Raw genomic sequence first — 16,033 nt, forward strand, 5'->3', positions numbered from 1 at the left:
GACCTTAAACGAGTGCTAAGGCGGCACAGCGTGTGGCCGGACACCGCGTTATCGCGGAGCTTTTTAGACGATTTGGCGACGTCTTCGCTGCGAATGGTGAACGCAGGGTTTCACCCTGCTCCGCATGGTTTCGAATTGGTGGATGCGGGCGGCCGGCAGAACCATGGGTACGGGCGTCAATCGAAAATTTACCGGAACGTCGCTCCCGAAGAATCTTGCGTCAATTTTCCGCGAATTAAGCTCAAGGCAATCACTTGCGATTTATCGAGGATCGCTAGGTCCGACATCCGCGGGAGATCGCCGCGGCGGAGTCTAACGGACAGGTCGATAAGATGCGCTTTCTGCTCCGCATCACATTCTGGCTCGGGCTGGTGCTGGTGCTCCTGCCGCGGGACAAGACGCCCGAATCGGACAAGCTGCCGCAGATCGGCGCCGCCGATGCGGTGCAGGCCGCGACCGCGGCCGTTTCCGACGTGACCCAGTTCTGCAAGCGCCAGCCGGCGGCCTGCGAGGTCGGCGGCCAGGCCGCGACCATCATCGGCCAGCGCGCCCAGGACGGCGCGAAGAAGCTCTATCAGATCATCAACGACAAGAAAGAGCAGATCACCAACGACAAGAACGACGGCGGCAGGAACGACGGCAGCAAGACCGACAGCAAGAAGGCGCCCGACCATACCGGCTCGATCGCGCTGGCCGGCGAAGGCGATCTTGCAGCGAGCGAGGCGCCGCGCGATACCCTGACCCAGGACGACCTTGCGCTCGAATGGCGCGGACCGGGGCCGGCGAATTAAGCGTCCAGGCCCTATCGATTTCAGGACTTCGCGTCTCTATATAGGCGGTAGGCGGGAACTGCGGGCCGATATGACGACGATTGACGACATCAGGGACAATTTCGAACTTCTGGACGAGTGGGACGACCGCTACCGGTACGTCATCGAGCTCGGCCGCACTCTGGAACCGATGCCGGAGGCGGAACACTCGGCCGAGAACAAGGTGCAGGGCTGCGTCAGCCAGGTCTGGCTGCAGAAGACGGTCGATCGCAGCAATGGCGAGCCGGTCCTGAAATATCGCGGCGACAGTGACGCCCATATCGTGCGCGGGCTGGTCGCGATCGTGCTCGCGCTGTATTCGGGCCGCGCGCCGCGGGAGATCCTCAATACCGACGCGATCGCCGTGTTCAACGAGTTCGGCTTTCGCGATCATCTGACGCCGCAGCGCTCCAATGGCCTGCGCTCGATGGTCGAGCGCATCAAGACCGATGCGAGAGAGGCGCTCGCGGAAGCGTCGTAAGATGCTCTCCTAGGGTGGGCAAAGCGGAGCGTGCCCACCTCCTGTGTATAATGAAAACTCGTGGGCACGGCGCTTTGCGCCTTTGCCCACCCTACAAGACCCCGACTACTTCCGCTTCCGCTGCTGCTGCCCGAGGCCCATCTGCTTGGCCAGTTGCGAGCGCGCCACCGCATAGTTCGGGGCGACCATGGGATAGTCGGCCGGCAAGCCCCACTTCTCGCGGTACTGCTCCGGCGTCATGTTGTACTGCGTGCGCAGATGGCGCTTCAGCGACTTGAAGCGCTTGCCGTCTTCGAGGCACACGAGATAATCGGGCGCGATCGACTTCTTGAGCGAGACGGCGGGCTTGGCCGGCTCCAGCGGCGCAGTCTCGGTGCGGCCTGACGAAACCCGCACCAAGGCGCCATGCACCTGACTGATCAGGTTCGGAATCTCGGCCGCCGGCGTCGGATTGTTGCTGAGATAGGCCGACACGATGCTCGCGGTCAGCTCGATGAAATTCTTCGCCCCCGCATCCGACATGCGCCCTCCCTTGTCCGCTTGTGGCTTACAGGATTGACGACACCGAAGTATTCCCTGTCAAGAATACATTCGGCTGAAACACGATGACTGACGGCGAGGCACTGATTACTGGTGAAAAGCGCCCGTCTACTTGAGCGCGCGGTCGCTTCAACCGCGCTGGTCGAGATGGGCACGGAGCTCGTCGATCGAGGCAAAGCGCATCATGCCCTCCGGCATCTGCGCCTCGATGGAGCCATCGGAATAGAGCGAATACGCCATGCCATCGACGACGCCGGACTTGAGCACCGTCACCGGCGGGGGCTCCACGGGCGGCGGCGGCTCGGGCGCCGGCTCAGGAGCGGTCTCCGCCAAGGTCGACGGCGAGCGCGGCGGCGGCGGACGGCGTTGGGCGGCCGGCGGCTCCGGCGGGCGCGCACGGTCCGGCTTCGGCCAGGCGACGTCAAAGCTCGCAGGGGGCGAAAGGTTCGGGGCCTCGCTGGGCTCCTTGGACGGCGGGGCAGTTTCAGTGGATTTTGCTTCCGCGCGCTCGCGCTCCTTGCGCGAGGTCGAGGCGAACAGCAGGTTGCGCCGGCGCGACGCTTCCGGAGCGGGAGGCGGTGTCGGGGCTTCCGGCTCCTGCTGCGGTGCCTCGGCACGCGGCCGCTCGCGCGCTGCAGCTTCGCTCTGCCACGGCGGCGGACTTGCGGGCGGTGGCGGCGGCGCCGGCTCGGCTCTCACCGCCGCAGCGGGCACCGGCTCGGGCGCGACTACGCCAGGCACAGCGAGGCCCGGCAGCGCGGGCCTGACCCGAACCTCGGATGGCGCGACCGCACCGGCCAGCCGGCGTGCGATGCCCCTGAGCTCGAGCAGCACCAGATGCAGGCCGACCAGTAACATTCCGGAGCAGACGCCAATGGTGCCGGAGACTATGAGAGTCCCACCGAGGCTGAATTCCCTGATCGTCATGCCGAAAATCACCGCGAGGAGACCCGCCAGCACGGCGCAAATCCCCACGATCAGCAATGCCAAATTCATCGAACTCACCCCCGGCCGCGCATCACGCGCGAGAACCGCTACGCCACGATACCGTCATACGCTGTTCCACGCCAACGGCCAATTCTGGGCGGTGTTCCTAAAGGGAAGGAAATCAGGGACTTATTCACATTCCCTTCAGCCGGGGCTCGCTACTGCTAAAGCTGCTCGCAACCTCATCTGAATGGGTGCCAACCGGAATTGCTGCGTCGCATCAGGAATTTAGCCATAATGCCCAATTACTTGGTAATGGAACTGCGCTATAGGGAGTCCGGGGTTGAGGCCCGCGCGCGCCAGCAGGGCCAAAAGGGGATTCCGGGGCACCGATAGCCATGACATCCATCACGACTTCGGCGATCGACACGCCTCAGCGGCGCTCGATCGAACGGACTTGCGACGATCTCGCCATGCTGGTGCTGGCCGCGGTCGCCGTCATTGCAGGCTTGACCTTCCGCGACTACGGGCTCGGCTGGGACGACTACACCCACGCCGAATATGCCGACCTGCTGCTGCGCATGTTCGGTTCCGGCTTCAAGGACACCGCGGCGCTCTCCTTCGCCAATCTCTACATGTATGGCGGCGGCTTCGACATGGTCGCGGCCCTGCTGCACAAGGTCATTCCGCTCGAGCTGTTCGAGACCCGCCGTCTGGTCGGCGCCATCGTCGGCGTAATCGGGCTTGCCGTGACATGGCGGCTCGGCCGCCGCATCGGCGGACCGCTTGCCGGTCTGGCTTCCCTCCTCCTGCTTGCGCTCTGCCCGACCTTTTACGGCCACATGTTCATGAACCCGAAGGATGCACCCTTCGCGGTCGCCATGGTCGTCCTGATGCTCGGCCTCGTCCGCCTCGCCGAGGAATATCCGCAGCCATCGCCGCGCACGATCCTGATCGTCGGCTTGGGGGCCGGCCTTTCGCTCGGCTGCCGTGTTCTCGGCGGACTCGCGCTCGTCTACGCCGTGGTCGGCTTCGTGCCGCTGTTCCTGGAGGAATTGCGCACCGAAGGTCCGCGCGAATCCGTTCGCCGCTTCGCCCATGTCGTCTATGTGTTGCTGCCAGGCCTCGTGCTCGGCTACCTCGTGATGGGCCTGATCTGGCCGTGGTCGATCATGGAGCCAGGCAATCCCTTGGCGGCGCTGACCTACTTCTCGCATTTCTTCGAGAAGCCGTGGAAGGAGATGTTCGACGGTGCGATCGTATCGGTGCCCGACATGCCCTGGTCGTATCTGCCGACGCTGTTCGCCCTGCAGCTGCCCGAGGTGATGCTGGTTCTGATGGGCGGTGCGATCGTCAGCACCTTCGCCATGCTGCCGCGGCGCGAGGTTCCGGCACGCCGCAAGACCATCCTCCTGATGCTGACGCTGGCTGCTACCCTGCCGCTCGCGATCGCGATGGTGAAGCGCCCGGCGCTCTACAACGGCATCCGCCATTTCGTCTTCGTGATCCCGCCGATGGCGGTGCTCGGCGGCGTCGCCTTCGCCTGGACCATGGAGCGCCTGCGGGCCAATCACCGCACCTGGCAGCCGGTCGTGCTCGCCACCTTCTGCTTCGGCCTTGCGCTGTCGCTCGCCGAGATGATCCGGCTGCACCCCTATCAATACACGCACTTCAACCACATTGCCGGCACCGTGCGCGGCGCCGACGACCGCTTCATGCTGGACTATTGGGGCCTCGCCTTGAAGCAGGCCTCCGACGGATTGCGCGAGCAGCTCGTCGAGCGCCAGGAAGTGCCGCCCGGCAACCGCAAATGGAAGGTGGCGGTGTGCGGTCCGCAGCGCCCGGCCCAGGTGGCGCTCGGGCCCGACTTCACCATCGGCTGGGATTCCAACGCGGCCGATTTCGCCATGACGCTCGGCGAGTTCTACTGCAAGGGCCTCACCGCCCCGGTCATGGTCGAGATCAAGCGCGACGACGTGGTGTTCGCCCGCGTCTACGACATCCGGGGGCGCGGCATTTCCAGCCTGCTGTCGATCCCGGCACCGTAGTCATCTCCCCGTAGCCCGCATGGAGCGAAGCGTAATCCGGGACCTGCCGTGTCGCGCGAGCGGCCCCGCATTCGCTTCGCTCCATGCGGGCTACGCTGAACTGCCGCGCTCCCGACGCGCCTTGCTGCCAGCGGCGAGCGGTACTACGCTCCTCCTCCGCAACAACGAGGTTCGGAGAGATCAGCCATGTCGCCAGCAGAAGCCCGCCTGAGGGAAGTCCCCTCCAACATGACGGAGGCGGAGTGGCAGCAACGGGTCAATCTCGCCGCATGCTATCGCCTGGTCGCGCTGTACGGCTGGGACGATCTGGTCGACACCCACATCTCCGCGCGCGTGCCCGGTCCCGACCATCACTTCCTGATCAATCCCTACGGGCTGATGTTCGAGGAAATCACGGCCTCCAGCCTCGTCAAGGTCGACCTGCACGGCAATCAGCTCTCCGAGAGCGAGTACAGCATCAATCCTGCCGGCTTCACCATCCATTCGGCGATCCACGAGGTGCGCGAGGACGCGATCTGCGTGCTGCATCTCCACACCCTCGACGGAACCGCGGTGTCGAGCAGCGCGGAAGGGCTCTTGCCCCTGAACCAGACCGCCCAGCTCGTCACCCACGACCTCGCCTATCACGACTATGAAGGCATCGCGCTCGACCACGAGGAGCGGCCACGGCTGCAGAAGGATCTCGGCGACCACAACCACATGCTCCTGCGCAATCACGGCACGCTGACGGTCGGCCGCTCGGTCGCCTCCGCGTTCGAGCGCATGTACCATCTCGAGCGCGCCTGCTCGATGCAGGTGCGCACGCGCGCGCTCGGCACGCCGGTCTATCCGGTCGAGGAGATCGCGATCGAGAAGAACACCGAGCTGCTCGCCAACCGCGACCGCGCCGAGCTGCGCGCAAACAACCTCGTGTGGCCGCCCTTGCTGCGCAAGCTCGACCGCGTCAATCCCGGCTACCGGTCTTGAGATATTCACGAAATTGAGGTAGTGTTTCCGTCGAACTACCTCTGCACGTATTGGAATGAAACGCCGCCCAATTCCGGGCGGCGTTTTTGTTTCGTGAACTTCGTAGGGTGGATTAGCGAAGCGTAATCCACCTCTTCTCTTGGTGCAGCCCGCAAGAGTTGGTGGATTACGCCTTCGGCTAATCCACCCTACCGCACCGCGCCTATTTCACCTCCGCCAGCGCGGCGAGGATCCTTGCCCAGGAGCGGATGCCCTTCTGGAAGCTCTGCAGGTCGTATTTCTCGTTCGGCGAGTGGATGTTGTCGTCGTCGAGGCCAAACCCCACCAGCAGCGAGTCGAGGCCGAGCGTGCGCTTGAAGTCGGCGACGATCGGGATCGAGGCGCCCGAGCCCATCAGCACGGTCTCCTTGCCCCATTCCTCCGCGAGCGCCTTGCTGGCGGCGGCGAGCGGCTTCATGGTCCAGTCGAGCGCGACTGCGGGCGCGGCGGAATGGTCGCCGAACTCGACCTTGCAGTCGCCGGGAATGCGCGCCGTCACGTAATCACGGAAGGCCTTGCGGATCTTTTGCGGGTCCTGGCCCTGAACCAGGCGGAACGAGACCTTGGCCGAGGCATGCGAGGGGATCACGGTCTTGGAGCCCTCGCCGATATAGCCGCCCCAGATGCCGTTGACATCGCAGGTCGGGCGCGTCGAGGCCTGCTCGACCAACAGCCTGCCCTTCTCGCCAGCCGGGAGCGACAGCCCGACCGGCTTGAGAAAGGTCTCGGGCGTGAAATCGAGCTTCTTCCACTGCTCCAGGATATCGGGCGGCGTGTCCTTCACGCCGTCATAGAAGCCGGGGATGGTGATGCGGTTGTCGTCGTCGAACAGGCCACCCAGGATCTTCGTGAGCAGGCGGATCGGGTTCATCGCGGTGCCGCCGAACACGCCGGAATGCAGATCGCGATTGGCGGCGGTGATCTTGAGCTCTTCATAGAGCAGGCCGCGCAGCGAGGTCGTGATCGCCGGCGTGTTGCGGTCCCACATGCTGGTGTCGCACACCAGCACGTAATCGGCCTTGAACTCGTCCTTGTTGGCCTCGATGAAGGGCACGAAGTTCTTCGAGCCGACCTCCTCCTCGCCCTCGATCAGGAAGGTGACGTCGACCGGCAGCGAGCCCGTCACCTTCTTCCAGGCGCGGCAGGCCTCGACGAACGTCATCACCTGCCCTTTGTCGTCCTCGGCGCCGCGCGCGACGATGATCTTGCGGCCGTCGGCATGATCGGTGACGACGGGCTCGAACGGCGGACGGTGCCAGAGATCGAGCGGGTCGACCGGCTGCACATCGTAATGGCCGTAGAACAGCACGTGCGGCCGGCCGCCCGCGCCGGTCTTGCCGACGACGGCGGGATGACCCGCGGTCGGCCTCACCTCGGTGGCAACACCGAGGCTGGCGATGTCCCTGGCGAGATGCTCGGCGGCAGCCTTGCAATCATCGGCGAAGGCGGGATCGGCCGAGATCGACTTGATCCGCAGCAACGAGAACAGGCGCTCCAGGCTGTTATCGAAATCCTTGTCGATGTGGTCGAGCACGGATTGGAGCTGCGCGTTGGCCATGATTGCTATCCTGATTGTTGAGTCTCAAGAGGTCCGGGTTTTAGCGCCGGTGCGGCGTTAGGGCTAGCCGCAAGCGGCGGATGCCGGATGTGCCAGGCGAGACACCCTGCGAGGATGGCGGTCGCAGCGAGGTTGTTGCCCCAAGCCTGGAAGGCGAGCGGAAACCACGGCAGCGACAACACCATGAGGATGCCGGCCGCACTGAGGGCAAGCCAGGTTCCCAGGCGCACATGCGCTCGCTCTTCGAAGGCGGCCCGATGCATCAACACCGTCACCGGGAAGTACAGCCACATGAAATAGTATTGCCGGGCCAGAGGCGAGGCGACCGTCATGAGACAGAACAAGATGCCGAGCTCTTCGGCATCCGAGCGCGCCGTCCGCCGCGCTTGCCGCGGCATGACCGCAACGAAGCCGAGCCCGAGCAGCGCCGACAGCGCGAGCACGATCCAGTTCGCCGTCCTGTAGTCGACCTCGATCAGATTCATGGTGCGCGGCGGCTTGCTGGGATCGTCCTGATTGTAGTTGATCGGCCGGACCAGCCGATGCGTGACGGCAATGAGGGACTGGTTGACCCACGACCAGTTCTGCTCGTCACGCTGGCCAAAGCCCTTTTCCGAGCTGGTCCCGACCATGCCCTGGTACCAGGTCGCCAGCTCGGCCGCGTTGCGCTCGAAGCCGCGGATCGGTGCCGGCACGACATAGAGAAGAATGCCGGTGAAGACGATCGCGCTGACCAGGGCCGCCCATTTGCGCCGCCAGGCCAGATAGGGCAGCACGGCGATCGGGAACACCTTGATGGCGGCGGCGAGCGCGAACATGAAGCCGGCCAGCCACGATCGCTGATGCCGCAAGCTCCAGAAGCCGTAGAGCATCATCGCCAGAAGGAGGAGGTTCGGCTGGCCGAGGTCGAACATGTCGAACACGAAGGTCACGGTGGCGACGACCGGCAGCGCCTCGAGCCAACGACCCGGCGCGCGGTCCGAGCCGGTCATGACCTGGGAGAACGCCGCGGTGTACCACCACGCCACGGCGTTCAAGATCGACAGGACGACATAGAGCGGGATCTTGCCGAACCAGCTCGGGATCGCCAGCAGGATTGCCGGCAGCGGTGGATAGATGAAATCGAAATGCTCGACGGCCGTGGCAGGATACAGCGGCCCACCCTCCAGGACCTGCTGTCCGGCCCAGTACCAGAGCGAGTAGTCCTTGGTCTTGCCGCGGCCGAAAATCTCGGGGACAAGCACGTCGGCGATCAGGAGGACGCAGCAGAGCAGAAAAAGCAGATCCAGCGGCGCAACCAGCGACGGGCGTCTGGGTGCGTCAGGCTTGGCCAACGGGGCGGGCGGGGTCACGATGTAGTCCTGAGCGGCGACGACACAGGACCTAGCAGACCGGCGAAGGCTTGCAGAGCCCTTCACCTGAATTTGTGCGCCGTGGTAGCTCGGACGAGCAGATATCAGGCGACGGTCAACGTTCTAGAGCTTCACCGCATACGACGACTGCCTCAAACCGGGCGCTCTGCCTAACGCCGTAGCAATCCGCCGAGCGCGCCGCGGACCAGCGTACGGCCGATCGAGCCGCCGAGCTGGCCGCCGAGCGACTTGCCGATATTGGCGGCCATCCCGCCGATCACCTGGTTGGTGACCGATCGCGTCACGTCGCGGGCAATGACCTGGCCGGTCGACAGACGACCTCGCTTGACGTTGGTGCCGAAGATGGTGCCGACGATCGAGCCGATCTGGCCGAGAACGCCGCCGCCTGCGCCGGCTCCACCATCTTGTGCGTCGGCAGGCGCAGCCGTGCCGGCTACGCGCTTCTGCAGCATCTCATTGGCGGACTCACGATCCACCGCGGTATCGTATTTGCCCTTCACCGGGCTCCTGCTCATGATCGCCTTGCGCTCCTCGGGCGTGATCGGCCCGATCCGCGCCGTCGGCGGCCGGATCATCACCCGCTCCACCATCGAAGGCGTGCCGTTGCCCTCGAGGAAGGACACCAGCGCCTCGCCCTTGCCGAGCTCCGTGATCACCTTGGCGGTGTCGAGCTTCGGGTTGGGCCGGAAGGTCTGCGCCGCAGCGGCGACCGCCTTCTGGTCGCGCGGCGTGAAGGCGCGCAGCGCATGCTGCACGCGACCGCCCAATTGGGCCAACACCTTGTCCGGCACGTCGATCGGATTCTGGGTGACGAAATAGACACCGACGCCCTTGGAGCGGATCAGACGAACCACCTGCTCGATCTTGTCCATCAACGCCTTCGGCGCATCGTTGAACAGCAGATGCGCCTCGTCGAAAAAGAACACCAGTTTTGGCTTCGGCAGGTCGCCGGCTTCCGGCAATTCCTCAAACAACTCCGACAGCAACCACAACAGAAAGGTAGCGTAAAGCCTGGGGCTCTCCATCAGCTTGTCGGCAACCAGGATGTTGACGATGCCGCGACCGTCGCTATCGGTCTTCATGAAATCCTTCAGCTCCAGTGCAGGCTCACCGAAGAATTTCGTTCCGCCCTGGTTTTCCAGCACCAGCAGCTGGCGTTGAATGGTTCCAACCGTCGCCTTGCTCACATTACCGAAGCTCTGCGCGGCCTTCCGGATCTCGGCTAAAGGATCTTCCTCAGCATCCGGTCCCTTCTTGCCGCTGGCGGGCACGATCGCATCCAACAGCGATCGCAGATCCTTCATGTCCAACAATGGCAGGCCGTTCTCGTCCGCGACGCGGAACGCGACGTTGAGAACCCCCTCCTGCACCTCGTTCAGGTCGAGCATCCGCGCCAGCAATAGCGGCCCCATTTCGGTGACGGTGGCGCGGACCGGATGTCCCTGCTCGCCGAACACGTCCCAGAACACGGTCGAGAACTGGTCCGGCTGAAACTTGAGACCCATTTCGCTGGCGCGCTTGAGAATGAAGTCTTTGGCCTCGCCGACTTCCGAGATTCCGGAGAGGTCGCCCTTGATGTCGGCCGCGAAGACCGGAACACCGGCGCGCGCAAATCCTTCCGCCATCACTTGCAGCGACACGGTCTTGCCGGTTCCGGTTGCACCCGTGACGAGGCCGTGGCGATTGGCCAGCGCAAGCGTCAGCCAAGCCTGCTCGTCTCCCTTGCCGACGAAGATCTTGTCGTCGGTATCGCCGAGCTTGCTGTCCTGTGCGGTCATTATTCTCTCTGATCTTTCTGCCGAGTTTCGCGTCGCGAAACCCGAATGCACCAATTCCGTAGTTTAACGCATCTCGTGCGCCGATTAAATCGGTTCAGCGGCTCCTGCGCATGCGACATTGTCGGAAACAGACGGACAACATCGGCCGAAAGTCGGAATGGGGCGTTCGCATAGCGGCAATTTTTTGCCGATTCGTTCTAGGCTCTTGCACGGCGGCAACACTTTTCGCGCGTTCGCGACGGCGCCTGCGTTCATCGCTTGTATTTCACGTCACACCGGCTCAAGATCATTTTCGAAAGCAATATTCCGGCATGCAAACCGGCTGAGGGGCGGGGTCTTATGGACGAGCTGATCGGACGGCTGGCGACAAACGCCAGCATAGATGGTGCTGTCGCTGAAAAGACCGTCGGCATTATCCTGGCCTTCCTTCGCAACGAGGGCCCTTCCGACAGTGTGCAGGCCCTGATCGACCAGATCCCCGGAGCGGAAGCTGCGATCGAAGCGTCCAGGAGCGGTGGCGGCCTGTCGCGGCTGATGGGCGGCGGCTTGATGGCCGTCGGCACCCGCCTGATGGGCCTGGGGCTCGGCATGTCCGAGATTCAAAACGTCGCCCGTGAACTTTTCCGCTACGGGCGAGACAAAATCGGAGCGGATCAGATGGGCAAGATCATCGCGGGGACGCCGGGCCTCAGCCAGTTCGCCTGAGCGACGCTTTTCATATCGAGCATCATGACATATCCGATTTCCGAGATTGAGGGCCTGCCGGCCTTTGCCGCCAACAAGTTGAAGGCGCAAGGAATCCGCACCACCGACGCGCTGCTCGAGGCGGCGTCCACCGTGAAGGGCCGCAAGGCGCTTTCGGCCAAGACCGGCATCAGCGAGCAGCAATTGCTGGAATGGGCCAACGTCTCCGACTACATGCGCATCCCCGGCATGGGCAGGGCCAAGGTCGGGCTCGTCCGCGCCGCCGGCGTCACGACGGTGCGGGAGCTCGCCTATCGAAATCCGGCAAGGTTGGCGCAGAGCATGCGCGAGGCCAACGAGAAGAAGAAGCTGGTCCGCGTCCTGCCTTCCGAGAAGTCGGTCGGCGACATCATCGCCAAGGCCAAGAAGCTGCCGCCGAAGATTACGTATTAGCGCTGCGGACCAAGCTGGAGAGGTTGGGGTACCACTGCTCCCAGATCGTCATTGCGAGCACAGCGAAGCAATCCAGAATCTTGCCGCGGTGACAGTCTGGATTGCTTCGCTGCGCTCGCAATGACGGAGGGTGAGCAAGAACATCGCATCCTCTCGGCCGTCTGCACGCATCGGAATGGCCGCGAATGGCCCCAATCCCGTCTTGACTCCCCCTGCCCGACAGCGCAATGCCACGCGCATGAATGCCTCGCCCTCCCCTTCCGTCCCGCCGGCCGGCTCGGCCGGGATCGGCGCACTGCGGACGCTCGTGGGCCGGCGGCTTCCTGCGGTGATGGGCGTGCTCAACATCACCCCGGATTCCTTCTCCGACGGCGGCGAGTTCATCGCGCCAGCGCGCGCGCTGGAGCGGGCGCGGGCGATGATCGCCGCCGGCGTCGACATCATCGATATCGGCGCCGAATCCACCCGGCCCTACAAGGGCGCCCGGCCAGTCACGGCGGCGGAAGAGCTCGCGCGGCTGAAGCCGGTGCTCTCGGACGTCGTGGCGCTCGGTGTGCCCGTCTCGATCGACAGCATGAAGGCGGAGGTGGTGGCCTTCGCGCTCGACCAGGGCGCGGGGATCGCCAACGACGTCTGGGGCCTGCAAAACGACACCGCCATGGCGCCGCTGATCGCCGCGAGGGGCGTGCCCGTCATCGTCATGCACAACCGCGACAGCGTCGATCCCGCCATCGACATCGTCGCTGACATCAAGACATTCTTCCTGCGCTCGCTCGATATTGCCGCGAAGGCAGGTATCGCGCGCGAAAAAATCGTGCTCGATCCCGGGATCGGCTTCGGCAAGACCGCCGAGCAGAGCATGACCGCGCTGGCGCGCTTGCGCGAGCTCGACATGTTCGGCCTGCCGATCCTGGTCGGCGCCTCGCGAAAACGCTTCATCGCCTCGGTGTCGCCGTCGGAACCATCGGAGCGGCTCGCCGGCTCGATCGCCGCGCATCTGATCGCCGCGCAGCGCGGCGCCAAGATCATCCGGACCCACGACGTCGCCGAAACCCTGCAGGCCCTGCGGGTGGCGCAGGCCATCGAGAGCAAGCAATGACCGACACGATCTTCGTCACCGGCCTGTCGATCCATGCCCGCCACGGCGTGATGGATCACGAAACCGAGGTCGGCCAGCGTTTCGTCATCGATCTCGAGCTCTATACCGACCTGTCCGAGCCTGCGCGCAGCGACCGGCTCGCGGACACGGTGTCCTACGCCGATGTCGTGGCGACGACGACGGCGGCGTTCAAGAACACCAATTACAAACTCCTGGAGCGCGCGGCCGGCGCGGTGGCCGATGCCATCCTGTCGCACTTTCCGCGCATCCGCGCCGTGAAGGTCACCGTGCACAAGCCGCACGCGCCGATCGCCGCGATCTTCGACGATGTCGGCATCGTGCTGACGCGCTCGCGGCATCCCTAGCATGGCGAGCGTGCTGATCGCACTCGGCGGCAATGTCGGCGATGTCCGCGCGACGTTCAAGAAGGCGATCGCTCATATCTGCGGCATGGCACAGGCGGCGCTGATCGCGCGCTCGTCCGACTATACGACCCCGCCCTGGGGCGACGAGGACCAGGATCCCTTCATCAATGCCTGCATCGAGATCGAGACCAGCCTCGATCCGCATGCGCTATTGTTCGTGCTGCAGAAAGTCGAGCAGAAGTTCGGCCGCATGCGAACCAAGGCGCGGCGCTGGGGTCCACGCACGCTCGATCTCGACATGATCGCCTATGACGATGTCTCCTTGCAGAAGCCCGACCTGACGCTGCCGCATCCGCGCCTGTTCGAGCGCGCCTTCGTGCTGGTGCCGCTGGCCGAAATCGCATCTGACCGCGTGATCTCGGGCATTCGTGTGCGTGACGGGCTCGCCAGCGTCTCGGCGCAAGGCATTGAGCGGCTTCCGGATACCGGTTAACCAAAAACAACCGTTTGCAGGAACGGTCCGCCGTGGCAATTTCGCCTGCGAATAACAAGACGTTTCGGGAGCCCCGCGCCGCATGACCTCCGTGACTGACGACCTGCCGCTGGCGGCGGATTTTCCCAAGGCCACGCCTGAGGACTGGCGCAAGCTGGTCGACGGCGTGCTGAAGGGCGCGCCGTTCGAGAAGCTGGTCGGCAAGACCTATGACGGCATCAAGATCGAACCGCTCTATCCGCGCGCGAAGGGCGTTGCGCCGGTGATGGGCCGGCCGCCGGCCGCACCGTGGCAGGTCGTGCAGCGGATCGACCATCCCGATGCGGCGCTCGCGAATGCGCAGGCACTGCAGGATCTGGAGAACGGTGCGACCGGGCTCGCGCTGGTGTTCGCCGGCGCCAATGGCGCGCGCGGTTTCGGCCTGGAACCGTCGGCCGAGGCGGTGGCAAAGATCCTGAAAGACATTCACCTCGACGCCGGCATCGGCATCGAGCTCGAGATCGGACCGCAATCGCGGATGGCCGCGATCCATGTCGCGGAATATGTGAAGAGCAACGGCCTCGATCCCGGCGCCTGCAAAATCCGCTTCGGGCTCGATCCGCTCGCGGCGGGCGCGGTGTGGGGCCACAGCCCCTATACCTGGGACGAAATTGCTCCCGCGATTACGGGCGCCATCAAGGGCCTCGCCGGGCTCGGCTTCAAGGGGCCGTTCGCCTCCGCCGACGGCCGCGTGGTCCATGATGCCGGCGGCTCGGAGGTGCAGGAGCTCGCTTTCGTGCTCGCCTGCGGTGTCGCTTACCTGCGCGCGATCGAAGGCGCGGGCATTCCGCTGGAAGCCGCGCAGGACATGGTCTATGCGCGGCTCGCCGCCGATGCCGACCAATTCCTGACCATGGCCAAGTTCCGCGCCCTGCGGCTGCTATGGGCGCGCATCGAGACCGCTTGCGGACTGACGCCGAAACCGCTGTTCATCGCGGCCGATACCGCCTGGCGCATGCTGACGCAACGCGATCCCTATGTGAACATGCTGCGCGCGACCATGGCGGCGTTCGCCGCGGGACTGGCCGGTGCCAACGCCATCAACGTGCTGCCGCATACGCTGGCGCTCGGCCTGCCCGATCCGTTCGCGCGGCGCGTGGCGCGCAACACGCAGCTTCTGCTGCTGGAAGAATGCAACCTCGCCAAGGTCAGCGATCCCGCGGCGGGGGCTGGCGGCATCGAGACGCTGACGGCGCAGCTGTGCGATGCCGCGTGGGCCCTGTTCCAGGAGAGCGAGAGCGCCGGTGGCGCGTTCGCGGCGCTTCAGCAGGGTGTGTTCCAAAGCAAGGTCGCGGCCACGCGCAAGGCGCGCGAGGCCAATATCGCGAAGCGCCGGGACATACTGACCGGCGCCAGCGAGTTTCCGAACCTGCACGAGAGCGAAGCCACTGTCCTGAAGGCAGCGCCGATCGCGCTTCCGCCCTACGGCGGAGAGACCTACAAGTTCGAGGCGCTGCCTCCGATCCGTCTCGCGGAACCGTTCGAGGCTCTGCGCGACAAATCCGACGCGAGTTTGAAGGCTCGGGGCGCACGGCCAAAGGTGTTCCTGGCCAATCTCGGCACGCCCGCCGATTTCACCGCGCGCGCGACGTTCGCGAAGAGCTTCTTCGAGGCGGGCGGCATTGAGGCCACAGGCAGCGAGGGCTTTGCCGATCCGGCCAAGCTGGCTGCGGCCTTCAAGGCCTCCGGCGCCGAGCTGGCCTGTCTGTGTTCCAGCGACAAGGTCTATGCGGAACACGCCGAAGCCGCGGCAAAGGCCCTGCAATTGGCCGGCGGGCGACATATCTACCTAGCGGGCCGGCCGGCCGAGGCCGAGGCGGCGCTGCGAGCCGCCGGCGTCACGGGCTTTGTCTTCGCCGGAGGCGATGCGCTTGCGGCACTGCAGGACGCCTACCGACGGATGGAACAGCGATGACTGACACCAGCAAACCCGTTCTCACCGGCGGCTGCCAATGCGGCGCCGTGCGATTTGCGGTCATGACGGCGCCGACCAGGATTTCGATCTGCCACTGCCGGATGTGCCAGAAGGCGAGCGGCGCGCCGTTCGCCTCTTTGGCCGACATCAACAAGACCGATTTCGCCTGGACCAAGGGCAAGCCGTCGTTCTTCCGCTCCTCCTCGATCGCCGATCGCGGCTATTGCGCCGCCTGCGGCACGCCGCTGAGCTTCGGCCGCATCGACGGCGATCGCATCGAGATCATGACCGGTACCTTCGATCGCCCTGACCGGGTCGTGCCGACGCGTCAGTTCGGCATCGAATCCCGCCTCGGCTGGGTCGTCGGCATCGCCAATTTGCCGAGCCAGACCACGCAGCAGAATTACGGACCGGAGAAGATGGCGACCATCGTCAGCCATCAGCATCCGGATCATGATTGAGCGCT

16 protein-coding genes are annotated in these 16,033 nt (G+C 64.8%); 11 read left to right on the forward strand and 5 right to left on the reverse strand.

Annotated features, from left to right (window positions below):
- Positions 1 to 332: 332 nt before the first annotated feature.
- Together I6F20_RS18075 and I6F20_RS18080 are read left to right on the forward strand one after the other, a co-directional pair.
- On the forward strand, positions 333 to 791 hold the full coding sequence (locus I6F20_RS18075) for a DUF5330 domain-containing protein (protein ID WP_036042942.1): 459 nt from the start codon (positions 333 to 335) through the stop codon (positions 789 to 791).
- Positions 792 to 861: 70 nt separating this feature from the next.
- Positions 862 to 1,290, forward strand: a complete 429-nt coding sequence (locus I6F20_RS18080; protein WP_225127222.1) for a SufE family protein — start codon at positions 862 to 864, stop codon at positions 1,288 to 1,290.
- Between the two features lie 105 nt (positions 1,291 to 1,395).
- Here the strand turns inward: I6F20_RS18080 and I6F20_RS18085 are convergent, their stop codons facing one another.
- On the reverse strand, positions 1,396 to 1,812 hold the full coding sequence (locus I6F20_RS18085; protein WP_036005917.1) for a Ros/MucR family transcriptional regulator: 417 nt from the start codon (positions 1,810 to 1,812) through the stop codon (positions 1,396 to 1,398).
- Positions 1,813 to 1,959: 147 nt separating this feature from the next.
- A complete protein-coding gene (locus I6F20_RS18090; RefSeq protein WP_225127224.1) occupies positions 1,960 to 2,826 on the reverse strand; it encodes a DUF308 domain-containing protein in 867 nt (288 codons plus the stop codon).
- A 329-nt stretch (positions 2,827 to 3,155) separates the two neighbouring features.
- Between I6F20_RS18090 and I6F20_RS18095 the strand changes: the two genes are divergently transcribed.
- Both I6F20_RS18095 and I6F20_RS18100 read left to right on the forward strand, forming a co-directional pair.
- On the forward strand, positions 3,156 to 4,805 hold the full coding sequence (locus tag I6F20_RS18095) for a glycosyltransferase family 39 protein (RefSeq protein ID WP_074447486.1): 1,650 nt from the start codon (positions 3,156 to 3,158) through the stop codon (positions 4,803 to 4,805).
- A gap of 186 nt (positions 4,806 to 4,991) precedes the next feature.
- A complete protein-coding gene (locus tag I6F20_RS18100; RefSeq protein WP_036005973.1) occupies positions 4,992 to 5,771 on the forward strand; it encodes a class II aldolase/adducin family protein in 780 nt (259 codons plus the stop codon).
- 202 nt (positions 5,772 to 5,973) lie between these two features.
- Here the strand turns inward: I6F20_RS18100 and I6F20_RS18105 are convergent, their stop codons facing one another.
- The 3 genes from I6F20_RS18105 to I6F20_RS18115 all read right to left on the reverse strand — a co-directional run bounded on the left by I6F20_RS18105 (position 5,974) and on the right by I6F20_RS18115 (position 10,519).
- On the reverse strand, positions 5,974 to 7,368 hold the full coding sequence (locus tag I6F20_RS18105; protein ID WP_128262629.1) for a M20/M25/M40 family metallo-hydrolase: 1,395 nt from the start codon (positions 7,366 to 7,368) through the stop codon (positions 5,974 to 5,976).
- Between the two features lie 5 nt (positions 7,369 to 7,373).
- Complete coding sequence (locus I6F20_RS18110) at positions 7,374 to 8,720, reverse strand: glycosyltransferase family 87 protein (protein ID WP_225127226.1); 1,347 nt, start codon at positions 8,718 to 8,720, stop codon at positions 7,374 to 7,376.
- 170 nt (positions 8,721 to 8,890) lie between these two features.
- A complete protein-coding gene (locus I6F20_RS18115; protein ID WP_225127228.1) occupies positions 8,891 to 10,519 on the reverse strand; it encodes a helicase HerA-like domain-containing protein in 1,629 nt (542 codons plus the stop codon).
- A 339-nt stretch (positions 10,520 to 10,858) separates the two neighbouring features.
- Here I6F20_RS18115 and I6F20_RS18120 point away from each other — a divergent pair, with 339 nt between their 5' ends.
- The 7 genes from I6F20_RS18120 (at position 10,859) to I6F20_RS18150 (ending at position 16,028) form a co-directional block, all read left to right on the forward strand.
- A complete protein-coding gene (locus I6F20_RS18120; protein ID WP_128262632.1) occupies positions 10,859 to 11,224 on the forward strand; it encodes a DUF2267 domain-containing protein in 366 nt (121 codons plus the stop codon).
- Between the two features lie 24 nt (positions 11,225 to 11,248).
- Complete coding sequence (locus tag I6F20_RS18125; RefSeq protein ID WP_036005985.1) at positions 11,249 to 11,656, forward strand: DUF4332 domain-containing protein; 408 nt, start codon at positions 11,249 to 11,251, stop codon at positions 11,654 to 11,656.
- 238 nt (positions 11,657 to 11,894) lie between these two features.
- Positions 11,895 to 12,755 (forward strand): dihydropteroate synthase, encoded by an 861-nt coding sequence (gene folP, locus I6F20_RS18130; protein ID WP_225127230.1) that lies wholly within the window; start codon positions 11,895 to 11,897, stop codon positions 12,753 to 12,755.
- Positions 12,752 to 13,120 carry a dihydroneopterin aldolase gene (gene folB / locus I6F20_RS18135; protein WP_036005989.1) on the forward strand — a complete coding sequence of 123 codons (369 nt, stop codon included), beginning with the start codon at positions 12,752 to 12,754 and terminating at the stop codon, positions 13,118 to 13,120. The genes folP and folB overlap by 4 nt, the downstream gene beginning before the upstream one ends.
- Before the next feature lies 1 nt (position 13,121).
- Positions 13,122 to 13,613: a 2-amino-4-hydroxy-6-hydroxymethyldihydropteridine diphosphokinase gene (gene folK / locus I6F20_RS18140; RefSeq protein WP_225127232.1), complete on the forward strand. Its 492-nt coding sequence runs from the start codon at positions 13,122 to 13,124 to the stop codon at positions 13,611 to 13,613.
- Positions 13,614 to 13,695: 82 nt separating this feature from the next.
- Positions 13,696 to 15,567 (forward strand): methylmalonyl-CoA mutase family protein, encoded by a 1,872-nt coding sequence (locus tag I6F20_RS18145; RefSeq protein WP_225127233.1) that lies wholly within the window; start codon positions 13,696 to 13,698, stop codon positions 15,565 to 15,567.
- Positions 15,564 to 16,028, forward strand: a complete 465-nt coding sequence (locus I6F20_RS18150) for a GFA family protein (RefSeq protein WP_057027174.1) — start codon at positions 15,564 to 15,566, stop codon at positions 16,026 to 16,028. Before I6F20_RS18145 ends, I6F20_RS18150 begins: the two co-directional genes overlap by 4 nt.
- Positions 16,029 to 16,033: the final 5 nt, after the last annotated feature.

Source organism: Bradyrhizobium sp. IC3123 (assembly GCF_020193625.1).
Lineage (GTDB): Bacteria > Pseudomonadota > Alphaproteobacteria > Rhizobiales > Xanthobacteraceae > Bradyrhizobium > Bradyrhizobium yuanmingense.